The sequence below is a fragment of the Enterobacter cloacae complex sp. P40C2 genome (genome assembly GCF_014930695.1).
Classification (GTDB): domain Bacteria; phylum Pseudomonadota; class Gammaproteobacteria; order Enterobacterales; family Enterobacteriaceae; genus Enterobacter; species Enterobacter pasteurii.
Genome location: NZ_JADBRP010000020.1, coordinates 13,223 through 29,058 on the forward strand (window position 1 = coordinate 13,223; position 15,836 = coordinate 29,058).

Consider the following 15,836-nt stretch of genomic DNA (forward strand, 5'->3'; position numbering starts at 1 on the left):
TTTCCTGAAACCGGTTACAATTTTTCACAGGCGTGCGTTCTGCCCGTCGGAACGGGCGAAATGTCAGGCGGGAAATTAACGGCTGGACGTGCTTAAAACACGATTTTTGCCCTGCTGTTTGGCGCGGTAAAGCGCTTCATCAACGCTACCGACAAATTGCTCCAGCGGTTCGAAATGCCATTCTCCCAGCCCGGCGCTGAAGGTCACCTGCAGGTTCTCTTCCCGCCAGGCACGCTGCTGGACGGCGGTGCGCCAGGCTTCCAGAAGTGCATGAGCGGAGTGAATCAGCTCGGCAGGGAAAATCACCGCGAACTCTTCACCTCCGTAGCGGTAAACGGAGAGGTGATGCGGCTGCATGATCTGAATGCCTTCGCGCGCCACGTTGCGCAGCACGATATCCCCGCTCAGGTGGCCCCAGGTGTCATTGATGGATTTGAAGTTATCAATGTCGACCAGCGCCAGGGCGAACGGCTGATGGGCGTTCAGCAGCTCATCCACGTCGCTGTCGAACGCCCGGCGGTTTTTACAGCCCGTCAGCGCATCATGCGTGGCCTGACGGACATACGCCATCTCGCGTTCCTTGTTCGACTGTATGGTATGGCTGAGCATCGCCTCCAGGCGCGGAGCCTGGTTGACGTCCCCGGTTTTGATGGCGTTGATAATGTTCATCAGCACGGAACGTGAGGCGTGACGCAGGTACAGCCCGAACAGGATGATGATGATGGCCGCCAGCGCAAATCCCCAGCCGACGATAGTGGTTTCATGCCGGGTAATGACGGTGAGGGTGGTATCGGAAACCCAATAAATTACAAACCAGTCCGGGTTGGTGAAGGAGTAGTAGTAGTACCAGGTCTTACTTTTGGGATCGAAAATATGGCCTTCGCCGCTGGTCATTTTGTCCATCAGCGCTTCGCTTACGTACTGCTTAAAGAGCGCGCCCGTGTCCGGATGAAGCACAACGGCGCCGTCGCGCTCAACGACAAAAAACTCACCCTGCACCGGCGCCACCATCTGGCGCAGGGTATATCCCATGGAGGTCAAATCAAGATGGAAAGCGAGCGTGCCCTTGAGGCGGCCTTCGGGTGAAATGACCGGCTTAAAAAGGGTGACGGTAGGATGCCCGGTGAAATAGTCCAGATAGGGGCGGGTATAGTGGGGGAAGTTGCTGGCCTCCGCCTGCCCGATAAACCATGGACGGGTTCGCGCGTCGAACGACCGGCTCTTCTCCGTAGGCAGCACTTCCGGCGCGCGCAGATGATGCCCCCCGGTGTCCGCGAGAGAGATAGACGACACGGTCGGCATCAGGTTCTGTAAATGCATTAACATCTGCAGGCCGTGTGTCGGATCGATATTAATGGTCTGATTCACTCTGTCGTTACGCGCGAAGTACATCGCGGCGCGCCCGAGAATATAGTCATTTTCTCGCAGGATAGACTCGGTGTAGTTCACCGCCAGGTTATGGGTGAAATTACCATTAATTTTATGATAATCCTCGAGAAAATCTTTTCGCTGTGAAAGGGTTACCAGCACGGCGATCAGCACGAAGCTGAACAGGATCCCGGCGAAGCTGACCATAATCGGCCGCGTAAAAGAGAGCTTTTTACTGTGGAGTGCCATGAGTTGTACATCAGTCCAGAAGGTGGACGCGTTGCGTCTGTCGTTATCCTCAGCATAGTCGCTGTCCGGTTGCTGGTAGTAAATTATACAGAAGGTGATTACCGACGAGATGATTTATCTTAAGAACAGATAAGAAGCGTCCTATTTATTTTATCGGTTAAGATTCTGATTAAGAGGCGGGGGGCAGGGCGAAACGAGGAAGAAGCATTTTCGCCCTGGTCAGCATCCGTTGCTGACGTGCCAAGCATAAGGAAACCGGGCTGAGGATAACAATCGCCCGGTTTCAATCCTACGAGACGCCTCGTAACCTTTCCGCGTTTTTACAGTCTGTTTCAGCGCAAATGCGAGGCTCTTCCCAGCCAGCTGTCCCAGTCTTTCCACACGGGCTGTAGCCCCTGTGCGACCAGCGCTTCCGCGACCGCCTCTGGCCGCCGCCCGTCGTGAGGCGCAAACTGCTCCAGCTCCGGACGCTCGTCGGCATAGCCGCCAGGCTGCGTTTTGGAAAAGGCGCTGACGTTGTTGATGGCCAGCGGGATGGCGCGATCGCGGAACGCCGGGGACTCGCGGGTGGAGAGCGACAGTTCCACCTCCGGCGCGAACAGGCGAAATGCGCAGATGGTTTGCACCAGCTGGCGTTCATCCATTAGCGAGGCCGGCTCAATGCCGCCCGCGCAGGGACGCAGCCGCGGGAACGAGATGGAATAGCGGCTCTGCCAGTAGCGTTGCTGCAACCACAGCAAATGTTCCGCCACCATGTAGCAATCCACCCGCCAGCTATCGGAAAGCCCAATCAGCGCCCCCAGACCGATTTTGTCGATCCCGGCCCGTCCCAGCCTGTCCGGCGTCTCCAGCCGGAAGAAGAAATCTTGTTTCTTCCCCTTCAGGTGGTGCCGTGCATACGTCGCTTCGTGGTAGGTTTCCTGGTAAACCATAACGCCGTCCAGCCCGAGGGTTTTTAGCTCTGCGTATTCCTCCTGCGACAAAGGCTGCACTTCCATCTGCAACGAGGAAAATTCCCGACGAATGGCCGGAAGGTGCTGGCGGAAGTAGTCCATTCCCACTTTGCTCTGATGTTCACCCGTCACCAGCAGAAGGTGCTCAAACCCCATTTCACGTATAGCCGCACACTCGCGGGCGATCTCATGCTTGTCCAGCGTTTTACGCTTAATGCGGTTGCTCATGGAGAAACCACAGTAGGTACAGTCGTTGGCGCACAGGTTAGAGAGGTAGAGCGGCACGTAAAAGCTCACCGTGTTGCCGAAGCGCTGGCGGGTGAGGCGCTGCGCGCGCTGCGCCATTGGCTCGAGATACGCGCTGGCCGCGGGGGAGAGAAGGGCCATCAGATCCTCACGGGTAAGGTGGCGGGCATGCAGCGCGCGCTCAACGTCAGCCGCGGTTTTGCTGTTGATGCGCAGGGCAATATCGTCCCAGCCAAGCTCACGCCAGCGATCGGTAAAGGTAGCCATCAGAGCGCCTCCAGAAAACCGGTGAGCGGGCTGGTGGCCTGCGCCTGAAAGCTGCGCGAGCCGGGGCCGGACTCTCTCGCCAGCACGCCAGCCTCCACGGCCAGACGGAACGCGCGCGCCATCATCACCGGATCGTCGGCGACCGCAATCGCGGTATTCACCAGTACCGCATCGGCCCCTAGCTCCAGCGCCTGCGCGGCGTGGCTGGGTACACCTATCCCCGCGTCCACCACCACGGGCACGGTAGCCTGCTCAATGACGATCTCCAGCATCGCGCGGGTTTCGAGCCCCTGGTTAGAGCCGATGGGCGCGCCCAGCGGCATCACGGCGGCGCAGCCGACCTCCTCCAGGCGCTTGCAGAGAACGGGGTCGGCGCCGCAGTAGGGCAGCACGATAAACCCCTGCTGCACCAGCTTTTCCGCGGCTTTCAGGGTTTCAATCGGGTCGGGCAGCAGCCAGCGGGCATCCGGGTGAATTTCCAGCTTCAGCCAGCGGGTGCCGAGCGCCTCGCGAGCCAGCCGGGCGGCGAAAATCGCCTCCTCGGCCGTTTTCGCCCCGGAGGTGTTCGGTAAAAGCGTCACGCCAGCCTCCAGCAAGGGCGCAAGAATGGCATCGTTGTGCTGGCGCAGGTCCACGCGCTTCATGGCCAGCGTCACCAGCTGGCTGCCGCTTTCACGGATGGCATCAACCATCAGCTGCGGAGAGGCAAACTTCCCGGTTCCGGTAAACAGATGTGAATCAAAGACCTTATCGGCAATACGTAACATCTCAGCCCCCTGCGATAACCTGAAACAGCAGGATCTGGTCGCCTTCATTGACCTGCTGGTGTTCCCACCGCTCGCGCGGCAGGATCTGTTGATTGAGCGCCAGCGCCGTTCCCGGCTTTAACTGGCGCAGCGTGTCGAGCAGTGCGGCAACGGTGAGCCCGTCGTCGCACGTCACCGGCTCATCGTTAAGCAGAATGCGCATCGCGGCCTCCGCATACCGGGCAGCGGCTGGCGCGATGTAACGCCAGATGGCGCCAGCCGCCGGAGCGGGCATCGAACAGCCGCAGCGTGTTGCGTTCCGTCTCCATGCCGCTGAGCAGCTTGATGGCCTCCAGCGCCTGCAGCGTGCCCATCACGCCCACAACCGGGCCAAGAATACCTGCCGTACGGCAGTTGCGCTCCGGTTCAGCCTCGTCCGGCCACAGGCAGCGGTAACAGCCCTGAGCCCACGGCGGCGTAAGCACCATTATCTGCCCGCCAAAACCGACCGCGCTGGCGGTGATCAGCGGCGTATTCCGGGCCACGCAGGCGGCGTTGATCGCCTGGCGCGTTGCCATGTTGTCGGTGCAGTCCAGCACCACGTCGGCAAGGGCAACTTCGCGCTGCAGATCTTCGCCGCTAAGCCGCGTCCGGAGCGCAACCAGCTCAATGTCCGGGTTGAGCTGGTTCAGCCGCTGGCGCGTGACGTGCGCTTTAGGCTGGCTGACGTCTTCCGTTGTGAAGAGGATTTGCCGCTGCAGGTTGCTGAGGTGCACCTCGTCGTCGTCCGCCAGTACCAGCGTGCCCACGCCCGCGCCGGCCAGATAGAGCGCGGCGGGGGCGCCTAATCCGCCCAGGCCGACAATCAATACCCGGCTGGCGAGCAGCTTTTGCTGCCCGTCGATGGCGATATCTTCCAGCAGGATCTGGCGGCTGTAGCGCATAAAATCACGATCTCTCATCGCCAGCTCCTGCCAGTTGTAAAAGCTGCGCGGTGGCGGCCTGCCAGTCGGTCGCGTGGGTGATCGCGCTGACCACGGCGATGCTGCCGACGCCGGTTTCCAGCACGGCAGGCGCGCGCTCAAGGCCGATCCCGCCGATGGCGACGGTGGGATAATCGGCGAGGCGTTTAACGTGTGCCGCCAGCTGCGTCAAGCCCTGCGGGGCCGACGGCATCTGTTTGGTTTGCGTCGGGAAAACGTGGCCGAGGGCGATGTAGGAGGGGCGGGCCGCGAGCGCCACGTCAATCTCCATATCGTCATGAGTGGAAACGCCAAGACGCAAGCCGGCTTCGCGGATGGCATGCAGGTCGGTCGTCTCCAGATCTTCCTGACCCAGATGCACGCCGTAGGCCCCGTGCTTAACGGCCAGCCGCCAGTAGTCGTTGATAAACAGGCGGGCATCGTAGCGACGCCCCAGCGCAACGGCGGCAGCCACGTCAGCCTCTACCTCTTCATCGCGCTTATCCTTGATGCGCAGCTGGATGGTGCGTACGCCTGCCTCAAGCAGACGGGCAATCCACGCCACGCTGTCCACCACCGGGTAAAGCCCTAAGCGGAAGGGGACGGGGGGGAAATCGGGCTTGTACATTATGCCTCCTCTTTTTTGAGGTAGATTTCGCCGCCTTTCGCGCGGAAGGTTTCTGACATGTCCGCCATACCCACTTCAATGGTCTGCGCGGCGGCGTAGTCGCGAACCTCCTGGCTGATTTTCATTGAGCAGAATTTTGGTCCGCACATGGAGCAGAAGTGAGCCACTTTGCCGGATTCCTGCGGCAGGGTTTCGTCGTGATAGGCGCGGGCGGTGAAGGGATCGAGCGCCAGATTAAACTGGTCTTCCCAGCGGAATTCAAAGCGCGCTTTGGACATGGCGTTGTCGCGGATTTGCGCGCCCGGATGGCCTTTCGCCAGGTCCGCGGCGTGGGCGGCGATTTTGTAGGTAATCAGCCCCTGCTTTACGTCCTCTTTGTTGGGCAGGCCGAGGTGCTCTTTCGGCGTAACGTAGCAGAGCATGGCGCAGCCGAACCAGCCGATCATCGCCGCGCCAATCCCTGAAGTGAAGTGGTCATAGCCCGGCGCAATATCGGTAGTCAGCGGCCCCAGGGTGTAGAACGGCGCTTCGTGGCAGTGCTCCAGCTCTTCGGTCATGTTGCGGCGGATCATCTGCATCGGCACGTGTCCCGGGCCTTCAATCATCACCTGCACGTCATATTCCCAGGCGATTTTGGTCAGCTCGCCCAGCGTATGCAGCTCGGCAAACTGCGCTTCGTCGTTGGCATCTCGGATGGAGCCCGGACGCAGGCCGTCGCCCAGCGAAAGCGAAACGTCATAGGCGGCGCAGATTTCGCAGATCTCGCGGAAATGTTCGTAGAGGAAGTTTTCCTGATGATGGGACAGGCACCACTTCGCCATAATCGAACCGCCGCGCGAGACGATGCCGGTCAGACGTTTGGCCGTCATCGGCACGTAGCGCAGCAGCACGCCGGCGTGGATGGTGAAATAGTCCACGCCCTGTTCCGCCTGCTCCAGCAGCGTATCGCGGAACGCTTCCCAGGTAAGGTTTTCCGCAATGCCGTTCACTTTTTCCAGCGCCTGATAAATCGGGACGGTGCCAATCGGCACCGGGCTGTTGCGCAGGATCCACTCGCGGGTTTCGTGAATGTAGCGGCCGGTGGAAAGGTCCATCACCGTGTCCGCTCCCCAGCGCGTCGACCAGACCAGCTTTTCCACCTCTTCTTCGATGGAGGACGTTACCGCCGAGTTGCCGATGTTGGCGTTGACCTTCACCAGGAAGTTGCGGCCGATAATCATCGGCTCGGATTCCGGGTGGTTAATGTTGGCGGGGATTATCGCGCGGCCTGCGGCCACTTCGTCACGCACAAACTCCGGTGTGATGTTCTCCGGCAGGCGTGCGCCAAACCCTTCGCCCGGGTGCTGGTGGCGCAGGACTTCGCTGCGGATGCGCTCGCGCCCCATATTTTCGCGAATGGCGATGAACTCCATCTCCGGCGTGACGATCCCCTGGCGCGCGTAGTGCAGCTGGGTCACGCATTTGCCCGCTTTGGCGCGTTTTGGCGTCAGCAGGCCGGTGAAGCGCAGCTCGTCCAGGCCGTCGTCGGCCAGGCGCTCGTTAGTGTACGCTGAGCTGCGCACGCTCAGTTCCTCGCAGTCGTTACGCGCGTCAATCCACGGCTGTCGCAGCTTCGCCAGACCCTGCTGCACGTTGATAGCAACAGAAGGATCGCCGTACGGGCCGGAGGTGTCGTACACCGGCACGGCTTCGTTGTCTTCAAACTGCGGGTTCTCTTTGCTGCCGCCGATAAGCGTCGGGCTAAGCTGGATTTCGCGCATCGGCACGCGGATATCGGCCTGCGAGCCGGAAATGTAGATGCGTTTAGAGTTCGGGAAAGCGGTGCCTTCCAGGGTGTCGATAAAGCGTTGGGCGTGTTCGCGCTGTTCGCGGCGGGTCAGTTTTGTTGTAGACATAGCTCATTCCAAAAGTGAAGGACATGGCTTGTCAGACGACGGATGAAGCAAGAGAAGATCGCCTCTGGGGCGATACAACAGCAGCATGACTCTTGTTCCCTTCGCAGGTATTAACCTGATCAGGTTCCGCGGATCCCGAATTAACGGTCTCAGCCCGTGCTTTCACACTGGGCACTCCGACAAGAAAAATCCCCCTCCGCAGAGGGGCGACTGGTTGTAAATTACTCGTTAACGATTAATAACTCAAGCGGGACGCACGACGTTATCGTCGCTGCTGACAAACAGGTTGTTATCCAGCACGAGGGCAATGAGCTTGTCTTCCAGCGTGAACCGCTCTTCCAGCGCTTCGCCAAGGTCGGACAGCGCCTGCTGAAACTCAAGATAATTATCGTGATCGATAGCGTTTTCGAGCGTTGAATCGTAGTACTCCATTATCTGCTGGGTATTGGCCTCCAGCTGTGGATAGAGTTTTGTTGCGGCTAAAAACGGGCTTGTGCCTTCCATTTCGCGGATAATGCGTTCATAAATGTTGAAATGGCCGTCGGAGAGGTAGTCGACCAGGCGCTGACAAAAGTCATCCAGCGCCTTTTCATTCAGCCGCATAAAGGATTCTTTGCCAGGCTTAAGACCGACCAGATTGTAATACGCCACGAGTAGATGCTTGCGCACATGTAGCCAGCGATCCACCAGGTTGTTACTTCCTCCAACGCGCTCAGTCAGGCTTTCCAGCTGGTTTAACATGGTCGACTCCACAAGGTTTAGAATGGGATCTACTTATCCAAAATGTAACCACAATGCTAACAACATGTCAGTGAAGCGAAGGTAGTGCAATAGATATGGATCGTATTATTGAAAAATCAGATCTGGGTTGGTGGATCGTCAGCCACGAACAGAAATTATGGCTGCCCGGTGGAGAATTACCCTACGGTACGGCGGAAAAGTTCGATCTTGTGGGGCAACCCGCGCTGAAGATCGGCGAGTGGCAGGGCGAATCCGTGTGGTTGATCCAACAGGCGCGCCGTCAGGATATGGGATCCGTTCGCCAGGTTCTGGATCTGGATGTTGGCCTGTTCCAGCTGGCGGGGCGCGGCGTGCAGCTGGCGGAGTTCTACCGCTCGCACAAATTCTGCGGCTACTGCGGCCACACCATGCACCCGAGCAAAACCGAGTGGGCGATGCTCTGCGGCCACTGCCGTGAACGCTACTACCCGCAAATCGCACCGTGCATCATCGTCGCCATCCGGCGTGACGATTCCATTCTGCTGGCGCAGCATACTCGTCATCGTAACGGCATTCATACCGTCCTCGCCGGCTTCGTCGAAGTGGGTGAAACGCTGGAGCAGGCGGTGGCGCGGGAGGTGATGGAGGAGAGCGGCATCAAGGTGAAGAACCTGCGCTACGTGACCTCCCAGCCGTGGCCGTTCCCGATGTCGCTGATGACGGCGTTTATGGCGGACTACGACAGCGGCGAGATTGTTATCGACCAGAAAGAGCTGCTTGAGGCGAACTGGTATCGCTACGACGATTTACCCCTGCTGCCCCCGCCGGGAACCGTGGCGCGCCGCCTGATAGAAGATACCGTGGCAATGTGTCGGGCCGAGTATGAGTAGTGTTACACTGACGGACTGACGCAATAAGGAACTGCAAAATGACCGAACTGAAGAACGATCGTTATCTGCGTGCGCTGCTGCGCCAGCCCGTTGATGTCACCCCGGTGTGGATGATGCGCCAGGCGGGACGCTATCTGCCAGAATATAAAGCCACGCGCGCGCAGGCGGGCGATTTTATGTCGCTATGCAAAAACGCCGAGCTGGCCTGCGAAGTGACGCTCCAGCCGCTGCGCCGCTTCCCGCTCGATGCCGCCATTCTCTTTTCGGACATCCTTACCATTCCGGACGCGATGGGCCTTGGGCTCTATTTTGAAACCGGCGAAGGTCCGCGCTTCACCTCTCCGATTAAAAGCAAAGCCGACGTCGATAAGCTGCCGATCCCCGATCCGGAAGGCGAGCTGGGCTACGTGATGAACGCCGTGCGCACCATTCGCCGCGAGCTGAAAGGTGAAGTGCCGCTGATTGGCTTCTCCGGTAGCCCGTGGACGCTGGCAACCTACATGGTGGAAGGCGGCAGCAGCAAAGCCTTTACCGTTATTAAAAAGATGATGTACGCCGAGCCGCAGGCGCTGCATACGCTGCTCGACAAGCTGGCGAAGAGCGTCACGCTCTATCTCAACGCGCAGATCAAAGCGGGCGCGCAGTCAGTGATGATTTTCGACACCTGGGGCGGCGTGCTGACCGGGCGTGATTATCAGCAGTTCTCGCTGTATTACATGCACAAAATCGTCGATGGCCTGCTGCGTGAAAACGAAGGCCGCCGCGTGCCGGTGACGCTGTTCACGAAAGGCGGCGGCCAGTGGCTGGAAGCCATGGCGGCAACCGGCTGCGACGCGCTGGGCCTCGACTGGACCACCGATATCGCGGATGCGCGCCGTCGCGTGGGCGACAAAGTCGCGCTTCAGGGCAACATGGATCCCTCCATGCTCTATGCTCAGCCAGCCCGCATTGAAGAGGAAGTGTCGACTATACTGTCTGGTTTCGGCCAGGGTGAAGGCCACGTATTCAACCTCGGCCACGGCATTCATCAGGATGTGCCGCCAGAACACGCGGGCGTATTTGTGGAGGCGGTGCATCGGCTTTCAGCCCAGTATCACAGGTAAGGAGTAGGTATGGATCTCGCGTCGCTACGCGCTCAGCAAATCGAACTGGCTTCATCAGTGATCCGCGAGGATCGTCTGGATAAGGATCCCCCGCAGTACATTGGCGGGGCGGACGTCGGGTTTGAGCAGGGCGGTGAAGTCACGCGGGCGGCGATGGTGGTGCTGAAATACCCTTCGCTGGAGCTGGTGGAATACAAGGTGGCGCGTATCGCCACCACAATGCCCTACATCCCCGGCTTTCTCTCCTTCCGCGAATATCCGGCGCTGCTGGCCGCGTGGGAGCAACTCTCGCAAAAACCTGACCTGCTGTTTGTGGACGGACACGGTATTTCGCACCCGCGCCGCCTGGGCGTCGCCAGCCACTTTGGTCTGCTGGTGGATGTTCCTACCATTGGCGTGGCGAAAAAACGCCTGTGCGGCGCGTTTGAGCCGCTCTCTGCTGAACCGGGCGCGCTGGCGCCGCTTATCCATAAAGGCGAGCAGCTGGCGTGGGTCTGGCGCAGTAAGGCGCGCTGCAATCCGCTGTTTATCGCGACCGGGCACCGTGTGAGCATGGACAGCGCGCTGGCGTGGGTACAACGCTGCATGAAGGGCTACCGCTTACCGGAGCCGACGCGCTGGGCTGATGCCGTCGCTTCCTCGCGTCCGGCTTTTGTTCGATGGCAGGCAATTCAGCCGTGATTCAGGTAAACTGCGGCTAATTTTCGATTCGAGACATCATCATGTTACAAAACCCGATTCATCTGCGCCTTGAGAAGCTGGAAAGCTGGCAGCACGTGACTTTTATGGCTTGCCTGTGCGAGCGCATGTATCCCAACTACGCCGCGTTCTGTAAGCAAACGGAGTTTGGCGAAGGCCAGATTTATCGTCGTATCCTGGATTTGATCTGGGAGACGCTGACGGTCAAAGACGCGAAGGTGAATTTTGACTCTCAGCTCGAAAAGCTGGAGGAGGCGATCCCGGCAGCGGATGATTACGACCTGTATGGTGTTTACCCGGCCATCGATGCCTGTGTGGCATTGAGCGAGCTAATCCACTCCCGTCTGAGCGGTGAAACCCTGGAACACGCCATTGAAGTCAGTAAGGCATCTATCACTACCGTCGCGATGCTGGAAATGACCCAGGAAGGCCGCGAAATGACCGACGATGAGCTGCGTGCTAACCCGGCGGTGGAACAAGAATGGGACATTCAGTGGGAGATTTTCCGCCTGCTGGCAGAGTGTGAAGAGCGTGATATTGAGCTGATCAAAGGGCTGCGCGCGGACCTGCGCGAGGCCGGTGAGAGCAATATTGGTATAATTTTTAACCAATGAGACAACAAAACGTGATTTAACGCCTGTTTTGTCACTCCTCGACTCTTCCCTTTCGCCCCCCGTCTGGTCTACATTTGGGGGGCGAAAAAAAGTGGCTATCGGTGCGTGTATGCAGGAGAGTGCTTTTTTGGCATTTTCGTCGCACTCGATGCTTAGCAAGCGATAAACACATTGAAAGGATAACTTATGAACAAGACTCAACTGATTGATGTAATTGCGGACAAGGCTGATCTGTCTAAAGTGCAGGCTAAAGCTGCTCTGGAATCTACCCTGGCTGCTATTACTGAGTCTCTGAAAGAAGGTGATGCTGTACAACTGGTTGGTTTCGGTACCTTCAAAGTGAACCACCGCGCTGAGCGTACTGGCCGCAACCCGCAGACCGGTAAAGAAATCAAAATCGCCGCAGCTAACGTGCCGGCATTTGTTTCTGGTAAAGCACTGAAAGACGCAGTTAAGTAAGACGCGTGGCAGTGAACAGTTTTAACGAAGGGGCGGCAACGCCCCTTTTGTCATTCTGGCGTGGCGCGCTCGCGCTGGCAGGCGCGCTGTTGCTGTCCGCCTGTAGCCACGATGCCTCACTCCCTCCGTTTACCGCCAGCGGTTACGCTGACAACCAGGGGGCGGTAAGGATCTGGCGTAAAGACTCCAGCAATGAAGTTCATCTGCTTTCCGCATTCAGCCCGTGGCATAGCGGCAATACCTCGACCGCAGAATATCGCTGGCAGGGCGAGGCGCTAACGCTGATTGAGCTGAACATCTACAGCAAGACCCCCGAACACGTGAAAGTGCGTTTCGATGACCACGGCGAGCTGAGCTTTATGCAGCATGAAGCCAGCGGTCAGAAACAGCAGCTTTCCAGCGATCAGATCGCCCTCTACCGTTACCGAGCTGAACAAATCCGCCAGACCAGCGATGCGCTGCGTCAGGGCCGCGTGGTGCTGCGCCAGGGGCGCTGGCATACCGATGGGACGGTGACCACCTGCGAAGGGCAGACGGTAAAGCCTGACCTTGAATCCTGGGCAACCGAACATATTCAGCGCCGTCAGCGGCATTCATCGATGGAAGTGAGCGTGGCGTGGCTTGAAGCGCCGGAAGGTTCACAGCTGCTGCTGGTGGCGAACGAAGATTTCTGCACCTGGCAGCCGACAGAAAAGAGTTTCTGATTTGATTTCCCTCTCCCCTGAGGGGAGAGGGTTAGGGTGAGGGGGAAATTACTCGCCCTGCTCCCGCGCAATCGCCCGATAGCCGATATCCTGACGGCTGAAGCTGCCGTTCCAGCGAATATCCGCCATCAGCGCATAGGCGCGCTTCTGCGCTTCGGCAACGGTATCGCCCAGCGCGGTGGCGCACAGCACGCGGCCACCGTTGGTCAGGACGCGATCGTCGTCAGCCAGCGTCGTACCGGCGTGGAACACCTTCGCACCGTCAATTTCCTCCAGCGGCAGGCCGTGGATCTCATCTCCGGTGTTGTAGTTGCCAGGATATCCACCCGCAGCAATCACCACGCCCAGCGATGCGCGCTCGTCCCACTCTGAGGTTTTCTCGTCCAGCTTGCCATCGCAGGCCGCCAGGCACAGATCAACCAGGTCGGATTTCATGCGCAGCATGATCGGCTGCGTTTCCGGATCGCCGAAGCGGCAGTTGAATTCGATAACCTTCGGATTGCCCTGCTTGTCGATCATCAGGCCCGCATAGAGGAAACCGGTATAGGTGTTGCCTTCTGCCGCCATTCCTTTCACGGTTGGCCAGATGATGCGATCCATGGTGCGCTGATGCACTTCATCAGTGACTACCGGAGCAGGGGAGTAAGCTCCCATTCCGCCGGTATTCGGGCCGGTATCGCCATTACCCACGCGCTTGTGATCCTGGCTGGTGGCCATCGGCAGAACGTGCTCGCCGTCGACCATCACGATAAAGCTCGCCTCTTCACCGTCGAGGAACTCTTCAATCACGATGCGGTGACCCGCATCGCCAAAGGCGTTGCCGGCCAGCATATCGTGAACGGCGGCTTCGGCTTCTTCGAGCGTCATCGCCACGATCACGCCTTTTCCGGCGGCCAGGCCGTCGGCCTTAATGACAATCGGTGCGCCTTTTTCGCGCAGGTAAGCCAGAGCGGGCTCCACCTCTGTGAAGTTCTGGTATTCCGCCGTCGGGATGTTATGGCGAGCCAGGAAATCTTTGGTAAAGGCTTTCGAACCCTCCAGTTGGGCAGCACCCTCCGTTGGGCCGAAGATTTTCAGGCCAGCGGCGCGGAAGGCGTCTACCACGCCGATCACCAGCGGCGCTTCCGGACCAACAATAGTCAGATCGATGTTTTCGCGCTGAGCAAAACTCAGCAGCGCGGGGATATCGGTGACGCCGATGGCGACGTTCTGCAGCGCGGGCTCAAGCGCGGTACCGGCGTTACCCGGTGCCACAAAGACGGTTTCAACCTGCGGGGACTGTGCCGCTTTCCACGCCAGCGCGTGCTCGCGCCCGCCGTTGCCAATCACTAATACTTTCATTTTCTGCTCCGGGAATTAATGGCGAAAGTGACGCATGTCGGTGAAGATCATCGCGATGCCGTGTTCGTCGGCGGCGGCAATCACTTCGTCGTCGCGGATTGAGCCGCCAGGCTGGATCACGCAGGTGATGCCCACCGCAGCGGCCGCATCGATGCCGTCGCGGAACGGGAAGAAGGCGTCAGAGGCCATGGCGGAGCCTTTCACTTCCAGACCTTCGTCACCTGCTTTGATACCGGCAATTTTCGCAGAATAAACGCGGCTCATCTGGCCTGCACCTATCCCGATGGTCATGTTCTCTTTGGCGTAGACAATGGCGTTGGATTTCACGAACTTCGCCACCTTCCAGCAGAACAGCGCGTCACGCAGCTCCTGTTCGGTCGGCTGGCGTTTGGTCACCACGCGCAGGTCGGCTTCCGTCACCATACCCAGATCGCGATCCTGAACCAGCAGGCCACCGTTCACGCGCTTGAAGTCCAGGCCCGGCACGCGTGCTGCCCACTGGCCGCAAACCAGCACGCGCACGTTCTGTTTCGCAGCGGTGATTTTCAGCGCTTCTTCAGAGGCCGATGGCGCGATGATCACTTCAACAAACTGGCGGGAGATGATGGCCTGTGCGGTTTCGGCATCCAGCTCGCGGTTGAAGGCGATAATGCCGCCAAACGCGGAGGTCGGGTCGGTTTTGTAGGCGCGATCGTAAGCGTCAAGGATAGAGGTGCTCACGGCAACGCCGCATGGGTTGGCGTGCTTGACGATAACGCAGGCCGGCTCGCTGAATTCTTTCACGCATTCCAGCGCGGCGTCGGTGTCGGCAATGTTGTTATAGGAGAGCGCTTTGCCCTGAACCTGCTGAGCGGTTGCGACAGAAGCTTCTTTTACCTCTTCTTCTATATAGAAGGCAGCCTGCTGGTGGCTGTTCTCACCGTAACGCATATCCTGTTTCTTAATGAAGTTCAGGTTCAGCGTGCGCGGGAAGCGGCCGGAAGGATCTTTGCTTTCACCGTGGTAAGCCGGCACCAGGCTACCGAAGTAGTTGGCAATCATGCTGTCGTACGCGGCGGTGTGTTCAAAGGCTTTGATGGCGAGGTCGAAACGCGTTTCCAGGGTCAGCGACCCTTCGTTGGCGTCCATCTCATTAATAATGGTGTTGTAGTCGCTGCTCTTCACCACAATGGCCACATCTTTATGGTTCTTGGCGGCAGAGCGCACCATGGTCGGACCGCCGATGTCGATATTCTCAACCGCATCTTCCAGGGAGCAGCCTTCGCGGGCTACGGTCTGGGCAAACGGATAGAGGTTAACGACAACCATGTCGATTGGCGCGATGTCATGCTGTTCCATAATGCCGTCGTCCTGACCGCGACGGCCAAGAATACCGCCGTGCACTTTCGGGTGCAGGGTTTTGACGCGTCCATCCATCATTTCCGGGAAACCGGTGTAGTCGGACACTTCGGTTACCGGCAGACCTTTATCTGCTAACAGGCGCGCGGTGCCACCTGTAGAAAGCAGCTCCACACCACGTGCGGAAAGTGCCTGAGCGAATTCGACGATACCGGCTTTATCAGAAACACTGAGCAGAGCGCGGCGGACTGGACGACGTTGTTGCATGGTAAATCCCCTGGATTTCACGATTACAGAGAGCGTTAGATGAATTTTCCCGCGAAAAACTCATCTAACACACCTGACGGGGCATCCTTGTTAGGCGCGAGCATTTTAACGAAAACGTTTGCGCAACGCTCGCATATTTTCACTTTTTCGAAGCGCTGTGGATAACTCTGTGTGTAAAAGGGTATAAGGCGGGGTTTTGCTGGGGAATGCAGCAGTCAGTCATTTTTCTGTCATTTAGCGGTTGCGGCCTGCGGAGAACTCCCTATAATGCGCCTCCATCGACACGGCGGATGTGAATCACTTCACAAACAGCCCGGTCGGTTGAAGAGAAAAAATCCTGAAATAACGGGTTGACTCTGAAAGAGGAAAGCGTAATATACGCCACCT

Annotated in this window: 16 protein-coding genes and 1 riboswitch; of the genes, 6 read left to right on the forward strand and 10 right to left on the reverse strand. The window is 58.5% G+C overall.

The window, feature by feature from the left end; all coding sequences use genetic code 11:
- Positions 1–75 precede the first annotated feature (75 nt).
- The 8 genes from IM304_RS21710 to rsd form a co-directional block, all read right to left on the reverse strand.
- Positions 76–1,617 carry a sensor domain-containing diguanylate cyclase gene (locus IM304_RS21710; RefSeq protein WP_193356727.1) on the reverse strand — a complete coding sequence of 514 codons (1,542 nt, stop codon included), beginning with the start codon at positions 1,615–1,617 and terminating at the stop codon, positions 76–78.
- A gap of 332 nt (positions 1,618–1,949) precedes the next feature.
- A complete protein-coding gene (gene thiH / locus IM304_RS21715) occupies positions 1,950–3,083 on the reverse strand; it encodes a 2-iminoacetate synthase ThiH (protein WP_193356728.1) in 1,134 nt (377 codons plus the stop codon).
- Positions 3,083–3,850, reverse strand: a complete 768-nt coding sequence (gene thiG / locus IM304_RS21720; protein ID WP_193356729.1) for a thiazole synthase — start codon at positions 3,848–3,850, stop codon at positions 3,083–3,085. The genes thiH and thiG overlap by 1 nt, the downstream gene beginning before the upstream one ends.
- Before the next feature lies 1 nt (position 3,851).
- On the reverse strand, positions 3,852–4,052 hold the full coding sequence (gene thiS, locus IM304_RS21725) for a sulfur carrier protein ThiS (RefSeq protein ID WP_176608984.1): 201 nt from the start codon (positions 4,050–4,052) through the stop codon (positions 3,852–3,854).
- Complete coding sequence (thiF, locus tag IM304_RS21730) at positions 4,036–4,791, reverse strand: thiazole biosynthesis adenylyltransferase ThiF (protein ID WP_148422710.1); 756 nt, start codon at positions 4,789–4,791, stop codon at positions 4,036–4,038. Before thiF ends, thiS begins: the two co-directional genes overlap by 17 nt.
- Complete coding sequence (gene thiE, locus IM304_RS21735; protein ID WP_193356730.1) at positions 4,778–5,419, reverse strand: thiamine phosphate synthase; 642 nt, start codon at positions 5,417–5,419, stop codon at positions 4,778–4,780. The genes thiF and thiE overlap by 14 nt, the downstream gene beginning before the upstream one ends.
- Positions 5,419–7,314, reverse strand: a complete 1,896-nt coding sequence (gene thiC / locus IM304_RS21740; RefSeq protein ID WP_193356731.1) for a phosphomethylpyrimidine synthase ThiC — start codon at positions 7,312–7,314, stop codon at positions 5,419–5,421. The genes thiE and thiC overlap by 1 nt, the downstream gene beginning before the upstream one ends.
- A 79-nt stretch (positions 7,315–7,393) precedes the next feature.
- Positions 7,394–7,503: riboswitch (TPP riboswitch) on the reverse strand.
- 54 nt (positions 7,504–7,557) lie between these two features.
- On the reverse strand, positions 7,558–8,055 hold the full coding sequence (gene rsd, locus IM304_RS21745; RefSeq protein WP_193356732.1) for a sigma D regulator: 498 nt from the start codon (positions 8,053–8,055) through the stop codon (positions 7,558–7,560).
- Positions 8,056–8,150: 95 nt separating this feature from the next.
- On the opposite strand from rsd, the gene nudC reads away from it, so the two are divergent.
- From nudC to IM304_RS21775, 6 genes are all read left to right on the forward strand, one after another.
- Positions 8,151–8,924, forward strand: coding sequence for an NAD(+) diphosphatase (gene nudC / locus IM304_RS21750; RefSeq protein WP_193356733.1), 774 nt, complete (start codon positions 8,151–8,153; stop codon positions 8,922–8,924).
- A gap of 38 nt (positions 8,925–8,962) precedes the next feature.
- A complete protein-coding gene (hemE, locus tag IM304_RS21755) occupies positions 8,963–10,027 on the forward strand; it encodes a uroporphyrinogen decarboxylase (RefSeq protein ID WP_148422705.1) in 1,065 nt (354 codons plus the stop codon).
- 9 nt (positions 10,028–10,036) lie between these two features.
- Positions 10,037–10,708: a deoxyribonuclease V gene (gene nfi, locus IM304_RS21760; RefSeq protein ID WP_148422704.1), complete on the forward strand. Its 672-nt coding sequence runs from the start codon at positions 10,037–10,039 to the stop codon at positions 10,706–10,708.
- Positions 10,709–10,749: 41 nt separating this feature from the next.
- Positions 10,750–11,340, forward strand: coding sequence for a YjaG family protein (locus tag IM304_RS21765; protein ID WP_148422703.1), 591 nt, complete (start codon positions 10,750–10,752; stop codon positions 11,338–11,340).
- Between the two features lie 186 nt (positions 11,341–11,526).
- Positions 11,527–11,799, forward strand: a complete 273-nt coding sequence (hupA, locus tag IM304_RS21770) for a nucleoid-associated protein HU-alpha (protein ID WP_002445246.1) — start codon at positions 11,527–11,529, stop codon at positions 11,797–11,799.
- An 11-nt stretch (positions 11,800–11,810) separates the two neighbouring features.
- Positions 11,811–12,503 carry a DUF1481 domain-containing protein gene (locus IM304_RS21775; protein WP_176611147.1) on the forward strand — a complete coding sequence of 231 codons (693 nt, stop codon included), beginning with the start codon at positions 11,811–11,813 and terminating at the stop codon, positions 12,501–12,503.
- A gap of 48 nt (positions 12,504–12,551) precedes the next feature.
- On the opposite strand, the gene purD is transcribed toward IM304_RS21775, so the two are convergent.
- Both purD and purH read right to left on the reverse strand, forming a co-directional pair.
- Positions 12,552–13,844 carry a phosphoribosylamine--glycine ligase gene (gene purD, locus IM304_RS21780; protein ID WP_176608979.1) on the reverse strand — a complete coding sequence of 431 codons (1,293 nt, stop codon included), beginning with the start codon at positions 13,842–13,844 and terminating at the stop codon, positions 12,552–12,554.
- Positions 13,845–13,859: 15 nt separating this feature from the next.
- A complete protein-coding gene (gene purH / locus IM304_RS21785; protein ID WP_193356734.1) occupies positions 13,860–15,449 on the reverse strand; it encodes a bifunctional phosphoribosylaminoimidazolecarboxamide formyltransferase/IMP cyclohydrolase in 1,590 nt (529 codons plus the stop codon).
- Positions 15,450–15,836 lie beyond the last annotated feature (387 nt).